The sequence below is a fragment of the Rhizobium sp. RAF56 genome (assembly GCF_052113965.1).
GTDB lineage: Bacteria > Pseudomonadota > Alphaproteobacteria > Rhizobiales > Rhizobiaceae > Rhizobium.
The window spans coordinates 54,131-74,015 of the sequence record NZ_JBFRDU010000004.1; the positions used below are offsets into that span (position 1 = coordinate 54,131).

A 19,885-nucleotide genomic window follows, 5' to 3' on the forward strand; every position below is an offset into this window, starting at 1 on the left:
GCAAAACGCCAGCGCGACTTAAACTATCGAAAACCTGTCGGGAGCCCGGCGAGGCCGGTTAACGCAATATGAAAGCGCCGATCAGAGAAAAAACGATAAAAATAAGCAGACCGCCAAGCAGACCGGCATGGCCGAAAAAGCCAGCCGCCATGGCGACCATCAGCGCCACGATGAGAAGCGACCCGTATTTCGCACCCGCGAGAAACATCTCGTAGGTCTTCTCGTGCTCCCGGTAATCCATCGGAGCACCCGTCTCCACCGGACCGGTTTGATGTTCTGCCATTCCAAGCTCTCCCCATCGCGTTCGATCCGCCATTGGCGGCAGATCGAATATACTCGGCCATGCCTTCAGGCGTCACGCAATTGACGCCACAGGCAAATCCCTTGGTCGAGCCGTTACATAAAGCGTGGAAAAATGCAATGCACAAGAACGCCGTTGCAGTACACGACCCGCATCAATTTCGCTAGACGGCACGCCTGCTGACGGCCTGATCCCTGTCGGCGGCAAAACGCGCGGTCGGGAGGATCGTCAAAGGCGGGTGACCAGCGTTCTCCCCGCGTGCAAACATCAGCCGCCGCTCGAAGGGCTCGGAGACGAAAAACGGAAAGCGTCCGTAGAGCCTTTGCCGCACGTCGCGGGTGCGCGTCGCCATCAGCGTCAGTTCGATGTTGTACTTGCCCACGTTCTTCTGAGAGGGAACGACGGTGTCGGCATAGAAGACCCGCTTGTAGAACGGCGCATGCTGCGGGCTCACCAGCTGCAAGACGCGATCCGCATCGAAGTAGTCCGCCGCCATCGAAGCAATTCTAAGCGTCAGATACGGCAGCGCCGGCATCTCGCCGATTATTTCCGGATCAGCCGCGAAGCGCACCGGATCGATGAGCGTCATGCCCGCATCCAGAAAGGCGTCGATCTCGTTCGGAAACATTTCACGAGTCGAGCTGACGCGATGCTCCGGCGTCACGTGGTGAATCCGGACCGTGCTGATCAGCCGCTCGTCGAAATACACGCCGAAGATATAAGCGTTCTTGTCGAAATCCACTTCGTCTACCAGCCGCGCGCCGCTGAGCGGCAGTATGTTGGCAAGCTTGTATGCTTGATAGCGAATCCGAGCCACATCCTCCATGTCCTCGCCGCTTTCGATGCGGCGATACTCGATGTGGTCGAGCGCCGCCATGAGTTTCCCCGAAAAGCCGTCCCCAAACGCCCCTGTATAAGCCATATGTGTTAATCCGTATTGTTAACGGATTATTAATGCTTCAGCTTTTGGCCATACTCAATGGATTTGAATGAAATTTAAATCATAAGTTATATATTATGGTTAATTCTTAATATTTGCAGCGTGCCAGCGTCGCCATCGGCGACACGCGCCAAGCGCGGAAAATCACGGCAGCCACTTGGCGCGCCAACGTCTAACGATATGATATTATGGATGAATTGTGGCGGTGCGCGAAAGTGTCAGGCGACGGCGACGTGCTTGCGACGGCGCACGGCCTGCTTTTTGCCGAGAGCTTCGATCAGCGGCATGATTCGCTCGTTTGGTGTGGGCGTCGCAAAGACGTAACCCTGGATGAGATCGGCACACTCATACTTGTTGATTAGTGCAAGCTGTTCCTCGGTCTCGACGCCCTCGACGATGATCTGCAGGCCGAGTTCCCGGCAAAGGTTGACCGTGCCGCGCAAGAGTTTCAGGCGGCGGGCGTCCTCGGTGATGTTGCGCACGAACGAGCGATCGATCTTCACGAGGTCGATGGGCAGCGAATCGAGATAGCTGAGACTGGAGAAGCCGGTGCCGAAATCGTCGATCGCAATGGTAATGCCCTTGGAACGCAATTCCGCAAGGATCGTGAAGACCGTGGTCAGTTCGTCGATGAGGCAGCTTTCCGTGACCTCGAGATGCAGCCGCGACGGATGCAGGCCCGTCATCTCCAGTGCCTCGCCGACCATCGCGACGATATCGCTGTTGCGCAGGTCCTGGGCGGACAAGTTGACCGACACCGCAATCGGCTCGGGCCAGCTCGCGCAATCGCGGCAGGCGGTCTCGATCATGAAACGGGTGATGCCGGAGACGATGCCCATCTCCTCCGCGAGCTGGACGAAGATATCAGGCGGCACTGCACCCTTTTCGGGGTGGACCCAGCGCGACAACGCCTCACAACAATCGATCCGAGAGCCATCCGGCTTGTACATTGGCTGGTAAGCGGCGCGCAGATCGCCGTTCTCGATCGCCGCGCGCAGATCCTCTTTCAGCGCCTGGCGTTCGATATAGCGGGCATCCATCTCGCCCTCGAAGGCGGTGCAGCCGCCGCGGTTGCGCACCTTGGTCTCGAACAATGCCAGGTCGGCCTTGATCTGCCATTCTTCCGGACGGAACTGCTGGCTGTCGATCGTCACGTAGCCGCCGCTGAACGAAATGCGGAAAGTGCTGCCATCGACTTCGTAGATGCCCGCCATGACGGCGTGGAGGGCGCGAATGCGCGCGTCGAGGTCGGCGGCATTCTCCTCGTTCGGAAACAGGAGAACGAACTGGTCGCCCATCAGGCGCGCCACGACCGCCTTCCCCTCGGCCTCATCCTTGAGGCGGGCGGCGATCTTGACCAGCAGCCGGTCGCCGGCGACGTGGCCCTTGGTGTCGTTGACGTGCTTGAACTCGTCGATATCGAGAACCATGATGCCGATCCTGCCGGGCCTTGGCCGCGCCGAGAGGTTTTCTTTCACGAGCTCGATGAAGTATTCGCGGTTGGGCAGGCCGGTCAGGGAATCGAACCGCACCATGTGCAGGATTTTGCGCTCGGCGCGAATGCGTGCCGTCACGTCCTCGAAGATGAGAATGACGATGCCGTCAGGTCGGCGGTTTGCCGAGAATTCGAGATAGAGGTCGTCATTGAATCGGATCAGCGAGCGTGACAGCGTTCCGTCGACCAGCTGCGCAAGCTGGCGCTGGATCAGGCTCGGCAGCGAGCCGTCGATGAAGGCATGCCGAACGCCATAGCGCAGCACGACGTCGAGCTCGCAATCCTTGAGCTGTTCCTGGTTGCTCAGATGCAGCAGCTCGCAGGCCTTGCGGTTTACCACCAGAATCCGATTGTCGGCATCCAGCATGAACAGGCCGTGCGTCATGTTATTTAGCGCGGTGTCGAAACGATCGGCGATCAGCGATATCTCACGCGATGCGATGACGTTGCGATAGAGGAACGCGCGTACGCCGTTCGCCATCGATCGCGTCGTCAGCACGAACGGGATCAGCGTCACCGACAACAGCGTCATGTAGGGGTCACGCAGAAGCAGGAAGCCGACGCTGATCGGCAGCGCCGCCGACACGGTCTGCAAATTGACCGCCTTGGGCGAGCCGTAGTTGCGGCCAACGACTGAGACCATCGAGGCCAGCGTCACGGTGATGCAGGCGATCTGCGCAAAAACGTCCTGGAGAAGGATAGCGTAGCCGCAGCTGATACCCAAAAGCGTGGTCGTCGAAACGCCGCCATAGAGATATTGTCGCTCCCACCGCGCTATATCGTCGCGCCCCATGGCCGCCTTGTTGGCAATGTCGAACTGATGGAACCAGTAAATGCGGTAGACGCAGACTGAAATGAAGATTGCAGAAAGGTAGAGGTAAAACGAAGCCCCGGATTTGGCATACACGGCCACGAACGTCAGGATCTGAACGATCATGCCGGTAAACAGCGTCTTGCGATTTCCAAAGAGCGAACTCACGAACGACAGATATACATCTGTCGGCACGCTATTCGGGCTCGGCGACTTCATCCGGGATCTCCCTTATGCGCGTGCACAGTACTCAAAAACCCTTTAAATTTGATTGCTCTCATAATCGGAATTTGGTCGAACATTCTAAAATTAAGCGCCAACAGGGCTAGTTTGAGTTTTATTTTGCAACCTATCCGTAGGGAAGCAATCGATCGAGTTCTACTTTTGACTGTTTCGCGCGAAGGGACGGCCGGCCGGGTGCCGCCTAAAGCTTGCCGGCGCGCTGCTGGATCATCATGAAGGTGTCAAACGTATATTCGGCAAGCTGCATCCAGAGATAGGCATCCTTCTTGTAAGCAACCTGGTCACTATAGACTTTCCTGAAATACTCGTTGGATTTCGAAAGATCGGCATAGATCGTCTGCGCGGCCTGGAAGCAGGCCTCCATGATTTCCTGGCTGAAGGGCCTGAGCGTTGCCCCTTGCTCCACGATCTGCTTCAGAGCCTGCGGGTTCCTGACATCGTATTTGGCGAGCATGTTGGTGTTGGCAAAGGCGCAGGCATCACCGAGCGCCGCCTGATAGCGTGGCGGCAAGGCGTTCCACTTCTCGAGATTGAAGAGCGCATGGATAACGGTGCCGCCCTCCCACCAGCCTGGGTAGTAGTAGAACTTCGCCACTTTGTAAAATCCGAGTTTCAGATCGTCGTAGGGGCCGACCCACTCGCAGGCGTCGATGGTGCCCTTGTCGAGGGCCGCGAAGATATCCTTGGTCGCGATATCCTGCTGCGGCAGCACGCCGATCTTCTCGATGACCTTGCCGGCAAGGCCGGAAATGCGCATCTTCAGACCCTTGAGATCGTCGAGCGTATTGATTTCCTTGCGGAACCAGCCCCCCATCTGAACGCCGGTGTTGCCGGCGGGAACGCCATACATGCCTTGCGTGGCGAAGAACTCGTTCATCAGGCGATTGCCGTTGCCCTGATAGAACCAGGCATTGGCGAGCCGCGCATTGAGGCCGAAGGGCACGGCGGCGCCGAGCGCGTAGGTCGGATCCTTGTTCCAGAAATAGAGGCACGTCGTGTGCGCGGCCTCCACCGTACCGGCGCTGACGGCATCCGCCGCCTGCAGGCCGGGTATGATCTCGCCGTCCTCGAAGGTCTGGATCGTGAAATTGCCGTCCGTGGCCGCCGCCACGTGATTGGCGATATCCTCCGCACCGCCGAAGATGGTATCGAGCGTTTTCGGGAAGGACGAGGTCATGCGCCAGGTGATCTTTTGACTGTCCTGAGCAACGGCCGGCGCCGCAAGCGTGGAGGCGGCCGCACCGGCGCCGGCAAGGCCGGCTTTTTTCATAAACGAACGGCGATCCATCAAAACCTCCCGCATCGGCGGTATTCAGCTTTCTGCGTCCGCCGGCGGCATTCGCAACGGCTGGACCTAACCACGATGAATATTCTCTTTCAAGCCTTGCGAAGGCGACGCCAGCACCGTTGACACGCCCACCATTCTGCGCTCTCACACCATCTCAGCAATTTGGCATTTTTACCGGAGCGACTATGAGCCAGCCGATCATCGCCATTCCCGCCGACATTCGCGCGTTCGACGGCACGCATTGGCATGCAGTTCAGCATCAATATATCCGCGCGACGCTGAAGGCGGCAGGGCTGATGGCCCTCATCGTGCCGGCGATGGAAGAGGGCTACGATGCGGATGCGATCCTCGATCGCGTCGACGGGCTACTCGTCTCGGGTTCGGCGACCAACGTTCACCCTTCCCTCTACGGCGCTGACGCGACCGAGGCCGATGGCCCCTTCGACCCGGCCCGCGATGCGGTCTCGCTTCCCCTCATCCGACGCGCGCTCGACCGAGGCATCCCGACATTCGCCATTTGCCGCGGCATACAGGAGCTAAACGTCGCTCTCGGAGGATCGCTTGCGAGCGAAATCCAGGACCAGCCCGGCGTCTGGGACCACCGCAAGCCGGCCAACGTCGACCGCGATAGCATGTATGCGATCCGCCAGGGCGTCTTCATCAGGGAAGGTTCCTGCCTCGCCGACATCGTCGGCCCCGGCGAACTCCAGGTCAATTCGCTGCATCGCCAGGCCATCGCCAAGACGGCGCCGCGCCTGCAGGTGGAAGCGACCGCCGAGGACGGCACGATCGAGGGGGTTTCGGTGATCGACGCCAAGGCCTTTGCCGTCGGCGTGCAATGGCATCCCGAATACTGGGCCGAAACCGACAGCCCCTCGCGCCGGCTCTTCGAAGCGTTCGGCGATGCGGTCAGGGACTACGCGGCGGGCAAGGGAGAGCTCCCGATCGCCGCACCAAGGCGCTCAGCGATCGTCTGACGCCACAGCCCTCGTTTCAGGCACGGGCGTCAGCGCCCTGCCCGTCTCAAACCACGCGATGATATTGTCGGCGACGAGATCCGCCATGGCGTTGCGCGTCGGTGCCGAGGCGGAGGCGACGTGCGGCAACAGGCAGGCGTTGGGTAGCGCCACAAGCTCGGCCGGCACGTTCGGTTCGTCGTAGAAGACGTCGAGCCCGGCAGCGCCGAGCTTGCCGTCACGCAATGCCGCTGCGAGCGCCACCTCGTCCACCGACCAGCCACGGCCGACGTTGATAAGAACCCCTTCCGGTCCGAGCGCGGCCAGCACCGCCGCATCGATCGTCTTGTGCGTCCCTGCCGTCTTCGGGACTATCGCGACGATCGTGTCCACGGCTTTCGCCATGTCGGTGAGCGTCGCAAAATAGTCATAAGCGACGCCCTCATGGCGGTGGCGCGCGTGATAGCTGATCTTGACCTTGAACGGCTCCAGCCGCCGGGCGATTTCCTGGCCGATGCGGCCAAACCCATAGAGCCCGACATGCCTGCCCTTCAGCGAAAAGGGAGACAGCGGAAAGGAGACGCCGCTCCGCCACTTGCCCTCGCGAAGCCACTGCTCGGCGCGCGGAAACTGGCGAAGCGTGTTGAGAAGGAGGGCAATCGCTGTATCGGCAACCTCGTCGTTGAGGACGTCGGGCGTATTCGTGACGAGAATGCCTTTGGCCGCGGCATGCGCGACATCGACGCCGTCATAGCCGACGCCGAAATTTCCGATGATCTCAAGATTGGGAAGTGCGTCGATCCAGGCGGCGTTGAAGCTGCCGACGACCGCGGCGGCACGAACACGCTCAGCAGCCTCCCGCGCGACATCAGGGCTGTCGCCCCGCTCGGCGACGATGATCTCGAAGCGATCGGCGAGCCGCTCCACGACACGCGGATGGATCTTTCCAGGGATGAGAATGGCAGGTCGGGCAACGGGCATGGTCGATCCTTACTCTGGGTCAGCGGATGGCACGTTATCGCACCGCCAGCGAAAGTCTCGCCCGAATGCGCTGGAGCAGTTCCGCTTTTCTTCGACGGACATGCTCCGTGCTTCACGCAGCCGGACGGGCGCTAGTGGCGGCTCTCAACGGGCGACGTCGATTGGCGGATGCGCATTTCCGGCTTGATCAGGTGCATTCCATCGGGCTCGTGGCTGCCGGCAAGCCGGTCGAGAAGCGCCCGCGCCGCAAGCCTACCCACTTCCGCCTGCCCGTTCCAGACCGTCGTCAGTGCCGGCGTTGCGATTGCGGCCTCCTCCAGGTCGTCATAGCCGGTCACGGAAATATCCCGGCCGGGTACGAGCCCGGCGCGGGCAATACCGTTCATCAGGCCGATGGCGACGAGGTCGTTCCAGCAGACGGCGGCCGTCGGCTTCTGCGGCAACGACAGGAAGTGGACCGCGGCTTCGTACCCGCCCTGCTTGGAGCGGGGGCCGGGGATACGCAGATTGGGATCGACCTCCATCCCCGCCTTGCGCAGCGCGTTGACATAGCCCTGATAGCGGTCGCGGCCGGTCGAGGTCTGATCGGTGCCGCCGATCATGGCGATCGAACGGTGGCCGAGACTGATGAGGTGGTTGGTCGCCAGCGAAATGCCGTAGGTGTCGTCGCCGCGAAAAGTCGGCAGGTCCATCGCGTCCATCGAGCGCGCGACCAGGATTGCCGGCATGCCGTTGTCTTCCGCAAGCTGCATGTCCTCGGGCGGCGTGCCGATCGCCGGAGAGACGATGACGCCGTCGCCGCCCAGCTGCAGCAGCGTTTCGATGAAGGTCCGCTGCTTTTCCACCGAATCGTAGTGATTGGACAGGATGAAGGTATGCCGGCTTCGATCGAGTTCGCTCTCGATCGCCTTCAGGATTTCGCCGTAGAAAGGGTTCATGATGTCGTGCACGACGACCCCGATGATGCCCGAGCGCGAGGTTCTGAGGCTGGCCGCGCGCCGGTTGTAGATATAGCCAAGCGCGCGGGCCTGATCCTTGATCCGATCGCGCGTCGTCGTCGCAACCAGCGGGCTATCGCGAAGCGCAAGCGAGACTGTCGCGGTTGATATGCCGAGCGATTCCGCGATGGTCGAAAGCTTGATCTTCTGGGCCACGTATACCTCCCCCGAGTAACGTTTCCGTATGTTTCTTGGCAATTCCGGACAGGAATTGCTTTGGCCGAGGGCGGTTTCCACGCACGGCACGGAATTTAAAATGTTTAATTAAAAGATTAGATCGGGTCGCGCAATTCCAAAATTGCCCGCCTCTAGATTTCGTCCTCCTCCAGCGGCTCTTCGCTGTGGAGATTGCCGTCGATCGCCTTCAAAAGGCGGACGAGAGACCGAATATCCTTGTCGGAAAATCCGCGTGTGGCGCGCTCGTCGCAGTGCGCCGCGGACGCCGCGATCTGGGTTACGGTATTGCGGCCGGTTTCGGTGAGATACACCTTGGTCAGCCGCGCGTCTTCGCTGTCGGCGCGGCGCTCGACAAAACCCTGCGCTTCCATGCGGCCGATGGTGCGCGTCATCGTCGGCGCCTTGACGCCGAGCTTGTGAGCGAGCGAGCCCGCCGGCAGTCCGTCATGTTCGGCAAGGGCGAGGATCACCCCGTCCTGGCCAGCGTAGAGCCCGCTTGCCGTCAGGTTCCGCGTGAGTTCGGTGCGCATCGAGCGCGCGGCCTGCGTCAACGCAGACGAAATATCCGCCAGCGTGTACTCGCCGTGGTCCTTTTTCTTGCCGGACTTGCTCTTCTTACCGTCCTTGTTCTTCTTGCCCATCTTGCGCCCATCGGTCTTTCAGCACGGCCCACCCCGCGCTATGACATTGCGCAGGATAGTGAGATATACAAGAGGCGCAGTTCAAGATGGCGCAACCTTCCCTCCGCTTCGCGGACAATGACGCGACGATCGAACCGGCCCGGCGCGCGCGCTGGATCGCGGTGCTGCCGCTCGGCGCCCACGAACAGCATGGGCCACACCTGCCCTTCGACACCGATACGCTGATTGCCGCCGGGATCGTCGAGCGCCTCGCGCATCGTCTCCCGAACGACCTTCCCGTAACCTTCCTGCCCGTGGAGCCCGTCGGCTACTCCATCGAGCACATGGACGTCGAGGGAACGAAGTCGCTGACCTTCGAGGCGGGGATCGATCGCTGGCTGGCGATTGCCGCTGGTCTCGCCGACCTCGGCATCCGCAAGCTGGTGATGCTGAACGCGCATGGCGGCAACGCGCCGCTGATGACGATCGTGGCGACCGAAGCGCGCGTCCGTTTCAACATGCTGGCCGTCGCCACGAGCTGGACGCGCTTCGGCGTGCCGCCGGAAGTGATCTCGCCCGAAGAGAAGGCCATCGGCATCCACGGCGGCGATATCGAGACGTCGGTCATGCTGGCGCTTCACCCCGACAAGGTCGACATGGCCAAAGCCGCCGACTTCCCTTCCCGGCAAGCGGATTTCGCGCGAGACTACAAGCACCTCCGCGCCTACGGCCCTCACGCCTTCGGCTGGACGATGTCGGACCTCAACTCGCGGGGCGTCGCCGGCAACGCCGCGGCCGCCACGGGGGAAAAGGGCGAGCGGCTGATCGCGCATGCGGTGGAAGGTTTGGTGGAGCTGCTGCGGGACGTGGATGCGTTCGATGTCGGGACGCTGCGCTAGGCGAAAACTTGTCTTGTCACAACCAAGCGATCATATTGAGTGACAGTGGCATCGCCCAAAGGAAATCGAGATGCGCATTTCTATCGCTGATGCAAAGAGCCAGTTGACCGAGCTCGTACGCCTGGCAAAGCAGGGCGAGGAAATCGTCCTGACAGAGAACGGGAGCCCATCCGTACGGCTCGAACCGGTGGGGAAATCTCTTAGCCCAGAAGAGAAGTCCAAGCTCATCGACGAGATCCAGGAACAAGTGAGGCGGAAAAACCTGCCCGCTGGTCCTGACGCTGCAAGAAGCCAGGATTTTCTTTACGATGAGTTTGGGCTGCCGAAGTGATCGTCGTTGACAGCTCGGCTTTGGTTGCCGTCCTCGTAAAAGAGGCTTGGGGCGAAAGATGCAGGCTCGTTCTCGAAGCGCAAAGCGATATCGCGATGTCTTGCGCCACCGTCACCGAGGCGCTGATCGTCGCTGCCCGGCGAGGCATTGCCGTTGAAATGGAAACGATGATCACTGCCTTCGTCACTCAATTCGTCGAGCTGACGTCCGCGCGAGCGAAACTTGCCGCCCTCGCCTATTCGGAATGGGGCAAGGGCGCACATCCGGCCTCCCTGAACTATGGCGATTGCTTCGCATACGCGACGGCAAAGGAATTCGATTGCCCCCTGCTCTATGTCGGCAATGATTTCGCGCTCACGGATATCGCCTCGGCAATCGTGACCGGCCCCACCGCAATGTGATCTTATAACATACAAAAGGCTTTGAACTGCCCGCGCCAAATCCTTATATGGTGACCGACCGACGTTCCGCCTTCAGGGCATCATCCCATCCTTTCGAGGCTCCCATGACCGAAGCAGCCACCCCGAAGCCCATTCCCGTTACCGTGCTCACCGGCTATCTCGGCGCCGGCAAGACGACGCTTTTGAACCGCATCCTCTCGGAAAATCACGGCAAGAAGTATGCGGTCATCGTCAACGAGTTCGGCGAGATCGGTATCGACAACGACCTGATCGTCGAATCCGACGAAGAGATCTACGAGATGAACAACGGCTGCGTCTGCTGCACGGTGCGCGGGGATCTGATCCGTGTCGTCGAGGGCCTGATGCGCCGCCCCGGCCGTTTCGATGGCATCATCGTCGAGACCACCGGGCTTGCCGATCCGGTGCCGGTCGCACAGACGTTCTTCATGGATGACGACGTGCGCGCCAAGACGGAACTCGATGCCGTTGTCGCCCTCGTCGACGCCAAGCACCTGCCGCTTCGGCTGAAGGACAGTCGCGAGGCCGAAGACCAGATCGCCTTTGCCGACGTCGTCGTGATCAACAAGATCGACCTCGTTTCGCCGGAGGACGTCGCCCGCATCGAGGAGGTCGTACGCGCCATCAACCCCTCGGCGCGCATCCACAAGACCACGCGCTCCGGCGTCGATCTAGCCCGGGTTCTAAACCAGGGCGCCTTCAATCTCGAGCGTGCCCTGGAAAACGATCCGCATTTCCTCGAGCATGGCCATGAAGACCATGCCTGCGGTCCGGATTGCGATCATCACCATGATCACGACCACCATGACCACGATCATGATCATGATCACCACCACGACCATGATCATAACCATGATCATCATCACGCCATGTCGCCGATCCACGACATCACCGTGCAGTCCGTTTCGCTGCGCGGCGGCGAGATGAATCCTGATCGCTTCTTCGCCTGGATCCAGAAGGTGACGCAGACCGAAGGCCCGAACATCCTAAGGCTCAAGGGCATCATCGCCTTCAAGGGCGATGAGGAGCGCTACGTCGTTCAGGGCGTGCACATGATCATCGAGGGCGACCACCAGCGTCCGTGGAAGGATGGCGAGAAGCGCGAGAGCCGCCTCGTCTTCATCGGCCGCGAGCTGGACCGCCAGAAGCTCGAAAACTCCTTCAAGGCGTGCGAGGCGACAGCCTGATGCCGACAGTTGCTCCGCTTGATATCGACGGCCACGTTCTGGCCGTCGAATTTTTAGGTGACACTCCTTTCTTCGCCAGCGCCGCCGGCACGGTTCATCGGCTGGAAGGCGGCGACAAGATATCCGAGACCGGCCAGGGCCTACTGACCTGCATCCGCGACCCCCATAGCGACAGCCTGGTCGCGGGCGGCGAAGACGGCAGGGTGCAGCGGATCTCGGCAGACGGAAGCGTGGCCGAGCTTGCCCATCAGCCGCGCAAATGGATCAGCCAGCTAGCCGCCGGCCCGCAGGGCGCGGTTGCCTATGCCTATGGAAAGAATACCTTCGTCCGGCTCACCGACGGAACGACCAAGGAATTTGCCGAGGAGCGCACGGTCGAGGGATTGGCCTTCGCGCCCAAGGGCCTGCGCATCGGCGTCGCCCGCTATAACGGCGTCTCGCTCCATTGGGTCGGCACCAGCGCGCCGGCCGTCAATCTCGAGTGGAAGGGCGCCCATACCGGCGTCACCTTTTCTCCCGATGGCCAGTTCCTTGTCACTAGCATGCAGGAAAACGCCCTGCACGGCTGGAAGCTGGACAGCAAACCGAACGCCGAGGCGCGCCACATGCGCATGACCGGCTATCCCGCCAAGGTCAAATCTCTGTCCTGGTCCGCCAAGGGCAAGTGGCTTGCCTCCTCCGGCGCGCCGGCGGCGATCGTCTGGCCCTTCCAGGGCAAGGACGGCCCGATGGGCAAGGCGCCGCTGGAACTCGGCACCCGCGCCAACATCATGGCGACCTCAGTCAAGTTCCACCCGGCCGAAGACATCCTCGCCATCGGCTTCATCGACGGCATGGTGCTCGCGGTGCGCATCGCCGACGGCAAGGAAGCGCTGCTGAGACGCCCCGGCAAGGGCGCGATCACCGCCATGAGCTGGAGCAAATCCGGCAAGCTGCTGGCATTCGCCACCGAAACGGGTGACTGCGGCGTGATCGATATCGCCGGTTAAAGCGCTGGCGCTTTCTTCGAACGACGGAACCTTCTCGGCCTCGTGGGTTGGCGAAGGCGGGTTGCGTCGACCTCCTCCGGAGGTCTTCGCCGTGATATCGGTGTGCGAACGATTGTGTCGGCGAGCCGGGCATTCGCAGGAGCCGCGTCGTTCCTCTCCCGCCTCGGGAAGGGTTGACTTAGCCGACGTATAGGCCGTAGAAGAATAAGCCGTATATTACAATTAGATAGACCTAAGAAATCCATATTTACTCCTCGGCTCCCTTCCTGTCCTGAGGCACTATTTGAGCACCTGAACCATATTCTTCGCCCATCGGCGCCCTCAGATCAGACCTGATCCATCCTGACGCCGGATGCCGGGGAATTGCGACATCATCGAAGCCCCGTTTCGGGACGACTGGAATTGAAGAGATGAGCGAACGCGCGACGCCCGATAAAGCCCCGCAAACAGCCAACGCCTCCCGGTTCACCATTCGCGTGACGGAAATGCTTCAGGATATGCTGTCCAGGCCCCCGTCCACCGAACGCCTGGAAGCAGCGCTGCGCCTCCTGGCAAAGTGGCGGAGCCAGCTGATTTCCAACACGATGGAGACACGAGGCGACCGTACGATCCTTCGCGGCCCTTTCGCGGGCATGGTCTATCTCGATCAAGCAAGTGAAGGGGCCCGGATCGCGCGATTGCTCGGCGCATACGAACATTCCCTGTCGCCGGTGATCGAGGAGATCGTCGCGAAGGATTACGAGGTCGTCGTCGATATCGGCTGTGCGGAAGGGTATTACGCTGTCGGCCTCGCAAGGCGCATGCCGCAAGCCCTGGTCATGGCGCGCGACGCGAGTGAATCGGCGCTGAAGCTCTGCGCGGCTCTTGCCGAACTGAATGAGGTATCGGACCGGATCGAGATCGGCGGCCTCTTCGGCCACGAGGATTTCTCTATCGCTGAGCAAAAGAAGACCGTCGTGATCTGCGATATCGAGGGCGCTGAAAAGGATCTGCTGGATCCGGCGATGGCGCCCGGGCTTCTCCATGCCGATATCCTGGTCGAAGTGCACGAATGCTTTCGCCAAGGGCTGGTCGATCTGCTGACGAGGCGCTTTTCGTCAACCCATACCGTTCGCCGGATCGACCGCGCGTTGGACGGTGACGCTTTGCCCGCATGGATGGAGGGGCTCTCCGATCTCGACCGGCTGATCGCCTTGTGGGAATGGCGGAGCGGTTCGACGCCCTGGTTGTGGATGACGCGTCGAACGTGATGAACCACCGATGAGGTGAAAGACACGACGAGACCCCGCGCCGGACTGTGGTCCGTGCGGCCTAAGCTTGGGGAGCGGCAGGCAGCGGCTATTGGTTGGTATGTGTTTGTCAGGCGTTTGCTGCCTGCCGACCGGGTTCTTCTTTGCGGTCGCCTCCGGGGATTGGCAGCTCCCCGTAGTGGCGGCCCGCAATCGCTTTGCCCTGACGGCAGCGCGATCGTCGAACCTGGCCGTCACCGGTGCCGGATGTGACCCGTTTTAGGGCTCCGGTTCGCGACCCGGCCCCCTCCGATGACGCTGTCAGTATGAGGCAGGGTTGGCGGGCGGGCATGAAAAAAACTTCAGATTTTCTTATCCGCTTGATATAACACACCTATTATTTTCTTTCGGCGAAAATCATCCCCGTCGTGCTGAACTGTGGTATGGTGGCTTGGGCCGCGGGGGAACGGGGGGTTCGACTGAAAGAACCAATCAAAGCTCACTCTTCTACCCAATGCTCGGCTTCTGCTACGCGCCAATGGTGATTGTCTCTGGCACACTCGGTTGCGCGCTTTGCGATATTCAATTCTCATGATATTTTTAGCAAATACTGAAATTGAAATCGTACATTCACAGCGTCGCTAAGGCTGATGGGACTGCGAGACGCCGCGTCGCCTCTCGACGCGACACGTCTCCGCGATAGCCGAGTTGCGGCGCCACCCATTGGGGGGCATGGCGATGCAGGAGATCATCGACGTCGCGGGTAATGTCGGGCCATATGCCGCGCAGCTTGCCGCGGCCGGCGTCAAAACGGTCATCCGCTACTACAACCACCGCAACAGCACGCGACTGCCTTCCAAGTGCCTGACGGGTACCGAGCTCGAGATGCTCTATGCCGCAGGCCTTTCGGTCGCCGTCGTTTTCGAAGCCCGCGCCGGGGCCGGCGGCAATATCGGCGATTTCGGCAGCGGCAACGGCACGCGCGATGCGACCCGGGCGCTCAGCCTCGCCGCGAGCCTCGGACAGCCTGAGCAATCGGCGATCTATTTCGCCGTCGATTCCGATTTCGTTCGCGCAGCTGATCTTGCGCAGATCACCGCTTACTTCGATGCCGCCAAGCGCACTGTCGGCGGCAAATATCGCATGGGGGTCTATGGTTCGGGCGCCGTCGGCGACCGCCTTTCGGCCGCCGGTCTCGTCGAACTCGTCTGGCTTTCGGGTAGCACCGGCTGGACGGGGACGCTGCAGGCGTTGCAGGCGGGACGCTGGGCGGTGTTCCAGAAGTATCTCGACAGGGCATTCCCCTACGCGCATATGAATTACGACGGCAATATCATCAATCCGGCCTTCGACAATTTCGGCCAGTTCTCCGGGGTCGGGCCTGCCGAAACGCCGCTCGGACATGGTTCGGCTGCGGTTTTCCGCGTCACGGCCCGATCGGGCCTTAATCTGCGCTCCGGACCCGGCGAGACCTACAGGGTGATCGAGACGCTTCCGCTTGGAACGCTCGTGACCGGCGTCGGCACCCAGGACGTCTGGATCAAGGTCGACATAGAAGGTGACGGCAGCGCCGACGGCTACATGCATTCCACCTTTCTCCAGGCGGTTTCCGGCGGCTTGCCCATTCCCCTTCCCCGCGAACGCACACCGCTCGACGTGGCGCTTGCCGAGCTGCAGCTGGGCGTGGCCGAAATTCCAGGCCGCCAGGACAATCCGCGCATCGTCATGTACCACGCCTCGACGACCGGCAGCCCGGCGGGGGACGAAACCGCCTGGTGCTCCTCCTTCGTCAACTATTGCGTCGAGCAGGCGGGCCTGGTCGGCACCAACAGCAAATGGGCGCGCTCATGGCATGACCAGCATTGGGGGCAGGACGTGACAGCCTCGCCGCGGCAAGGCGACATCGTGGTGTTCCGGCGCTACAGCCGCACGGTCGAGGCCGGGCATGTCGCCTTCTTCATGGAAGCGGATGCGAACACCATCCTGTGCCTCGGCGGCAACCAGGGCGATCGCGTCCGCATGCAGCGCTACCCAAAGAACGGGCAGGCCGGGCAATTCAAATATCAGCTTCTATCCATCAGGCGCGGCTAGAACAGTTCCAGGAAAAGGATGAAGCGGTTTTCCGTCCGGAATTGCCCAAATCGGAACAGCCCTCAGGCCGCGATGGAAATCGACGGCCCGCTCAGCTTGCGGCCGCTGGCGACGATCAGGCCGGCCGCCTCGGCAAGCCAGCCTTCCTTCAGCTCCAGACCGAGAAAGCGGCTGCGTTCGAAGGGTCCCGGCATGACGAGGTGACGCGCCTTTTCGGCAAAGAAGCCGAAGCGCTCGTAGTAAGGCGCGTCCCCGACGAGCAGGATCGCGCCATGGCCGCGCTTCTTGGCTTCCATGACGGCCGCGCGCATCAACGCCGCACCGATGCCCTTGCCGGCATAGGCGGGATCGACTGCCAGCGGACCCAGCAGAAGGGCTGCCACCGGCTGGGTGTCGCGATCGACGCCGGCTTCGACATTCCAGAGCCGCACGGTGCCGATGACGTGGCCGTTGCGATCGCGGGCGACGAGTGCCAGGCCCTCGGCCGGAATACGGCCGCGGCGGATCGCTTCCGACGACTTGCGCTTGCGGCCAGGCCCCATGGCGCGGTCGAGCAGGTTTTCGCGTGCAACGACATCGCTGGCATTTTCCAGGTCGATGACGAAAGTGGAGGGCGCAAAGAATGCGCGGACAGAATCAAGAACAGCGGCCATCTTCGGCCTCCCGTGCCCAATACCGTTATCAGCGGTGATTTCAGGAAATTGTGAGGTTGCCGCCCCGGCTGGTTACGGGGCTGGCGAAATCGAACTTAGATGACGTAGGCCTTGAGCGGCTCGAAGCCGTTGAAGGCGACCGCCGAATAGGTGGTCGTGTAGGCGCCGGTACCCTCGATCAGGATCTCGTCGCCGATCGAAAGCGTGATCGGCAGCGGGTAGAGATTCTTTTCGTACAGCACGTCGGCCGAATCGCAGGTCGGACCGGCAATCACGCAGGGCTCCATTTCGTCGCCATCGCGCTCGGTGCGGATCGGGTAACGAATGGCTTCGTCCATCGTTTCGGCAAGACCGCCGAACTTGCCGATGTCGAGAAACACCCAGCGGGCAGCGTCGTTGTCGGACTTCTTCGAGATCAGCACGACCTCGGTCTTGATGACGCCGGCATTGCCGACCATGCCACGGCCCGGCTCGATGATCGTCTGCGGGATCTGGTTTCCGAAATGGGAACGCAGAGCCGCGTTGATCGCCTTGCCATAGGCTTCCGCCGACGGAACGTCGCGCAGATACTTGGTCGGAAAGCCGCCGCCCATGTTGACCATCTCAAGGTGGATGCCCTGCTTGGCCAGCTGGACGAAGACGCGCTTGGCATCGGCAAGCGCCGAATCCCAGGCATCGACCTTGGTCATTTGCGAACCGACGTGGAACGAGACGCCGTAGGACTGCAGTCCGAGCTGATGGGCATAGACGAGCACGTCGACGGCCATCTGCGGCACGCAGCCGAACTTGCGCGACAACGGCCATTCGGCGCCTTCGCCGTCGGTCAGCACGCGGCAGAACACGCGGGCGCCGGGAGCGGCACGCGAGATCTTCTCGACTTCCTCATGGCTGTCGACCGCATAGAGGCTGACGCCGAGCGCATGCGCGCGGGCAACGTCACGTTCCTTCTTGATCGTGTTGCCAAAGGAGATGCGGGCGGCGGTCGCACCGGCATTGAGCGCCATTTCGATTTCAGCGACAGACGCGCAATCGAAGTTGGAACCCATGTTGGCGAGCAGCTTCAGCACTTCCGGAGCCGGGTTTGCCTTGACGGCATAGTAGATCGCGCTGTCCGGCATCGCATGACGGAAAGCGTTGAAATTGTCGCGCACGACATCGAGGTCGACCACGAGGCAGGGACAGTCGGGACGTCGGGTTGCGAGAAAGTCGCGGATGCGCTGGGTGGTCATTTCAATTCCCTCTTCCAATTCCAGAGCTCCGGCAAAAACCGGAGGACAAAGGGCAACCAATTGCTCGCGCAGGAACCAGCCGGTGGAGACCCCGGAACCTTTGCAAGCGCTTGGATAGCGCAAATGATGAATCAACGTCGCGAGAGCGACATGGATCCGGCTTTGTCTGCCATGGATTGGAGGGGATATCCCAACCGCACTTCCGGCAATGAAGGTGTGCCTCTTCAGTAACCCCCGCTGATGGAAAGCAGGGAGAGAACAAAAAGGCCCGCACCGTCGTTGCTTCAGGCGTCCTCGCATTTTCCGGTTGGCCGGAATAGCGACTGGAGGGGTTAATTCCAGGTACCTTACCGATTTCCTCACCAATTCGAGGGTTCGGCGGACACCCATGGGCACGTGCGACTTTGGGCTGATGTCGAAATAGGAAGATTCGTCGTCATAATCAAGGATTTTTTTGACCGATCAAAAAAATGAACCGGCACCCCTTAAATCCGGCAGATCTTGCAAGGCCGGGCGTCACGCGTTACGCTCTTCGAAACAGCGAGAAATGTCCCATGGCCGCTGCAGCGGAAAGAATGAAGTCATTGCGCCAACGACGCCGGGCGAGCCATCTCAGGGAGGTTCGTCTGGTCGTTCCAGACGCGCGTTCGCCAGAGGTGAGAAAAAAGGCGGCCATGGCATTGGCGGCGCTCGATCCGAGGGACGAGGCCGAAGCGATCGCGTTCATCGAGGCCGTTTCCCACTACGGCGTGGAAGGCCTGGTGGAAGACGAATGAAGCGCGGCGACCTCGTGACGGTGGCCGTTTCCGGCGATCATGGAAAGCCGCGGCCTGCTGTCGTTATCTTGACCGATGCGATCGTCGACGGTAGCGCCTCCATCGCATTTTGCCAGTTCACCAGCTCGATAAACGAACTTGCCGACTTTCGCGTCACGATCGAGCCGAGCGCGGAAAACGGCCTGAGGGCGCGGTCTCAAATCATGGCAGACAAGCCGCTGACAGTTGCCCGCCACCGGGTCGGCCCGGTCATCGGCCGTCTTGCCGATGACGACATCCAGCGCCTCAACGTCGCTCTTGCCTTTGCCCTTGGATTATCTGATTGATCTTTTAAGGATAAAGGGAGCAAGCCACGCGCATGGACACGCTGACACGCATACGCGCTTTCATCGACGTGGTCGAAGCGGAGGGTTTTTCGGCCGCCGCGCGCCGGACCGGGCGTTCCAAGGCGCTGCTGTCCAAATACGTCCGGGAACTCGAAGACGACCTGGGGGCGCTCTTGCTCAACCGCACGACGCGGCAATTCTCGCTGACGGAAGCCGGCCACACCTACTATAGAACCGCCTCCGACATCCTGAAGGAAATCGACAACCTCGCGGATCTGGTGCGCGAGAGCAATCAGCAGCTGAAGGGGCGGCTGCGCATTTCGGTACCGCGCACCTTCGTCGATGCCGATGTCGGCCAGTCGCTGATAGATTTCGCACGGGAGAACCCCAATCTCGCGCTCGAGATCGCGGCGGACGACCGGTTCGTCGATCTGATCGAGGAAGGTTTCGACGTCGCGGTGCGCGTCACCAAGCTCGAGGATTCCGGCATGATCGCGAAAAAGCTCTCGGATTTCCGCAGCCATATCTGCGCCACCCGCGCCTTTCTCGACGCGCACGATCCGCTCGAACACCCGAGCGACCTGACCCGCGTGCCCTTCATCATCGACACCAACACGCGCACGCAAAACAGCATCCGCTTCTTCAATCCGGACAGCACCTCGTTCAATGTCGCGGTCAGCGGCCCGATCGAGGTCAACAGTCCGCATGCAACGCTGAGGGCGGCTCTTTCGGGCATCGGCATCGCCGTCATTCCCGATTTCATCGCGCGAAAGAGCATCGAAAGCGGCGAGCTCGTCACCCTCTTCAACGACTACATACCGACCGACCGCGGCATCTATGCGGTTTATCCGCACCGCCGCTATCTCCCGGCCAAGGTGAGGATCTTCGTCGACTATCTCTACAACTGGTTCCGGAAGAACGGCTGAGGTGGTTCGCCGCACCCCCA

General features: G+C 61.1%; 20 protein-coding genes. 11 read left to right on the forward strand and 9 right to left on the reverse strand.

The genetic code is table 11. The annotated features are described in order from the left end of the window. Positions 1-58: 58 nt before the first annotated feature. From AB4048_RS04635 to AB4048_RS04650, 4 genes are all read right to left on the reverse strand, one after another. Positions 59-283: an aa3-type cytochrome c oxidase subunit IV gene (locus tag AB4048_RS04635; RefSeq protein WP_442200744.1), complete on the reverse strand. Its 225-nt coding sequence runs from the start codon at positions 281-283 to the stop codon at positions 59-61. Positions 284-464: 181 nt separating this feature from the next. Beyond that, positions 465-1,223 carry an N-acyl amino acid synthase FeeM domain-containing protein gene (locus tag AB4048_RS04640; RefSeq protein WP_442200745.1) on the reverse strand — a complete coding sequence of 253 codons (759 nt, stop codon included), beginning with the start codon at positions 1,221-1,223 and terminating at the stop codon, positions 465-467. A gap of 236 nt (positions 1,224-1,459) precedes the next feature. Next, positions 1,460-3,766: a putative bifunctional diguanylate cyclase/phosphodiesterase gene (locus AB4048_RS04645; protein ID WP_442200746.1), complete on the reverse strand. Its 2,307-nt coding sequence runs from the start codon at positions 3,764-3,766 to the stop codon at positions 1,460-1,462. 205 nt (positions 3,767-3,971) lie between these two features. Then, a complete protein-coding gene (locus AB4048_RS04650; protein WP_442200747.1) occupies positions 3,972-5,078 on the reverse strand; it encodes a TRAP transporter substrate-binding protein in 1,107 nt (368 codons plus the stop codon). 185 nt (positions 5,079-5,263) lie between these two features. On the opposite strand from AB4048_RS04650, the gene AB4048_RS04655 reads away from it, so the two are divergent. Then, positions 5,264-6,055, forward strand: a complete 792-nt coding sequence (locus AB4048_RS04655) for a gamma-glutamyl-gamma-aminobutyrate hydrolase family protein (RefSeq protein WP_442200748.1) — start codon at positions 5,264-5,266, stop codon at positions 6,053-6,055. Here the strand turns inward: AB4048_RS04655 and AB4048_RS04660 are convergent. The 3 genes from AB4048_RS04660 to AB4048_RS04670 all read right to left on the reverse strand — a co-directional run bounded on the left by AB4048_RS04660 (position 6,041) and on the right by AB4048_RS04670 (position 8,831). Continuing rightward, a complete protein-coding gene (locus tag AB4048_RS04660) occupies positions 6,041-7,015 on the reverse strand; it encodes a 2-hydroxyacid dehydrogenase (protein WP_442200749.1) in 975 nt (324 codons plus the stop codon). The two genes, AB4048_RS04655 and AB4048_RS04660, sit on opposite strands and share 15 nt — an antisense overlap. A gap of 131 nt (positions 7,016-7,146) precedes the next feature. Further along, positions 7,147-8,169: a LacI family DNA-binding transcriptional regulator gene (locus tag AB4048_RS04665; protein WP_442200750.1), complete on the reverse strand. Its 1,023-nt coding sequence runs from the start codon at positions 8,167-8,169 to the stop codon at positions 7,147-7,149. Positions 8,170-8,321: 152 nt separating this feature from the next. After that, the gene (locus AB4048_RS04670; RefSeq protein ID WP_442200751.1) at positions 8,322-8,831 is read right to left on the reverse strand and encodes a MarR family winged helix-turn-helix transcriptional regulator; all 510 of its coding nucleotides are present in this window, start codon (positions 8,829-8,831) and stop codon (positions 8,322-8,324) included. 86 nt (positions 8,832-8,917) lie between these two features. Between AB4048_RS04670 and AB4048_RS04675 the strand changes: the two genes are divergently transcribed. The 7 genes from AB4048_RS04675 (at position 8,918) to AB4048_RS04705 (ending at position 15,955) form a co-directional block, all read left to right on the forward strand. Then, positions 8,918-9,709: a creatininase family protein gene (locus tag AB4048_RS04675; protein ID WP_442200752.1), complete on the forward strand. Its 792-nt coding sequence runs from the start codon at positions 8,918-8,920 to the stop codon at positions 9,707-9,709. Positions 9,710-9,779: 70 nt separating this feature from the next. Beyond that, positions 9,780-10,040, forward strand: coding sequence for a type II toxin-antitoxin system Phd/YefM family antitoxin (locus AB4048_RS04680; RefSeq protein WP_442200753.1), 261 nt, complete (start codon positions 9,780-9,782; stop codon positions 10,038-10,040). Continuing rightward, positions 10,037-10,441 (forward strand): type II toxin-antitoxin system VapC family toxin, encoded by a 405-nt coding sequence (locus tag AB4048_RS04685; RefSeq protein ID WP_442200754.1) that lies wholly within the window; start codon positions 10,037-10,039, stop codon positions 10,439-10,441. The genes AB4048_RS04680 and AB4048_RS04685 overlap by 4 nt, the downstream gene beginning before the upstream one ends. Positions 10,442-10,545: 104 nt before the next feature. Further along, positions 10,546-11,646, forward strand: coding sequence for a CobW family GTP-binding protein (locus tag AB4048_RS04690; protein ID WP_442200755.1), 1,101 nt, complete (start codon positions 10,546-10,548; stop codon positions 11,644-11,646). After that, positions 11,646-12,635 carry a WD40 repeat domain-containing protein gene (locus AB4048_RS04695; protein WP_442200756.1) on the forward strand — a complete coding sequence of 330 codons (990 nt, stop codon included), beginning with the start codon at positions 11,646-11,648 and terminating at the stop codon, positions 12,633-12,635. The genes AB4048_RS04690 and AB4048_RS04695 overlap by 1 nt, the downstream gene beginning before the upstream one ends. 410 nt (positions 12,636-13,045) lie before the next feature. Continuing rightward, positions 13,046-13,885 carry a hypothetical protein gene (locus tag AB4048_RS04700; RefSeq protein ID WP_442200757.1) on the forward strand — a complete coding sequence of 280 codons (840 nt, stop codon included), beginning with the start codon at positions 13,046-13,048 and terminating at the stop codon, positions 13,883-13,885. Positions 13,886-14,602: 717 nt separating this feature from the next. Beyond that, complete coding sequence (locus AB4048_RS04705) at positions 14,603-15,955, forward strand: TIGR02594 family protein (RefSeq protein WP_442200758.1); 1,353 nt, start codon at positions 14,603-14,605, stop codon at positions 15,953-15,955. A gap of 62 nt (positions 15,956-16,017) precedes the next feature. Here the strand turns inward: AB4048_RS04705 and AB4048_RS04710 are convergent, their stop codons facing one another. Both AB4048_RS04710 and odc2 read right to left on the reverse strand, forming a co-directional pair. Further along, positions 16,018-16,608 carry a GNAT family N-acetyltransferase gene (locus tag AB4048_RS04710; protein WP_442200759.1) on the reverse strand — a complete coding sequence of 197 codons (591 nt, stop codon included), beginning with the start codon at positions 16,606-16,608 and terminating at the stop codon, positions 16,018-16,020. A 95-nt stretch (positions 16,609-16,703) separates the two neighbouring features. Further along, positions 16,704-17,837, reverse strand: a complete 1,134-nt coding sequence (gene odc2, locus AB4048_RS04715) for an ornithine/lysine decarboxylase (RefSeq protein WP_442200760.1) — start codon at positions 17,835-17,837, stop codon at positions 16,704-16,706. A 554-nt stretch (positions 17,838-18,391) separates the two neighbouring features. On the opposite strand from odc2, the gene AB4048_RS04720 reads away from it, so the two are divergent. Genes AB4048_RS04720 through AB4048_RS04730 form a run of 3 tightly spaced genes read left to right on the forward strand, consistent with a single transcriptional unit; the run spans position 18,392 to position 19,865 of the window. Then, positions 18,392-18,613, forward strand: a complete 222-nt coding sequence (locus AB4048_RS04720) for an antitoxin MazE-like protein (protein WP_442200761.1) — start codon at positions 18,392-18,394, stop codon at positions 18,611-18,613. After that, the gene (locus AB4048_RS04725) at positions 18,610-18,939 is read left to right on the forward strand and encodes a type II toxin-antitoxin system PemK/MazF family toxin (protein WP_442200762.1); all 330 of its coding nucleotides are present in this window, start codon (positions 18,610-18,612) and stop codon (positions 18,937-18,939) included. Before AB4048_RS04720 ends, AB4048_RS04725 begins: the two co-directional genes overlap by 4 nt. A gap of 32 nt (positions 18,940-18,971) precedes the next feature. After that, the gene (locus tag AB4048_RS04730) at positions 18,972-19,865 is read left to right on the forward strand and encodes a LysR family transcriptional regulator (protein ID WP_442200763.1); all 894 of its coding nucleotides are present in this window, start codon (positions 18,972-18,974) and stop codon (positions 19,863-19,865) included. The last annotated feature ends 20 nt before the right edge of the window (positions 19,866-19,885 follow it).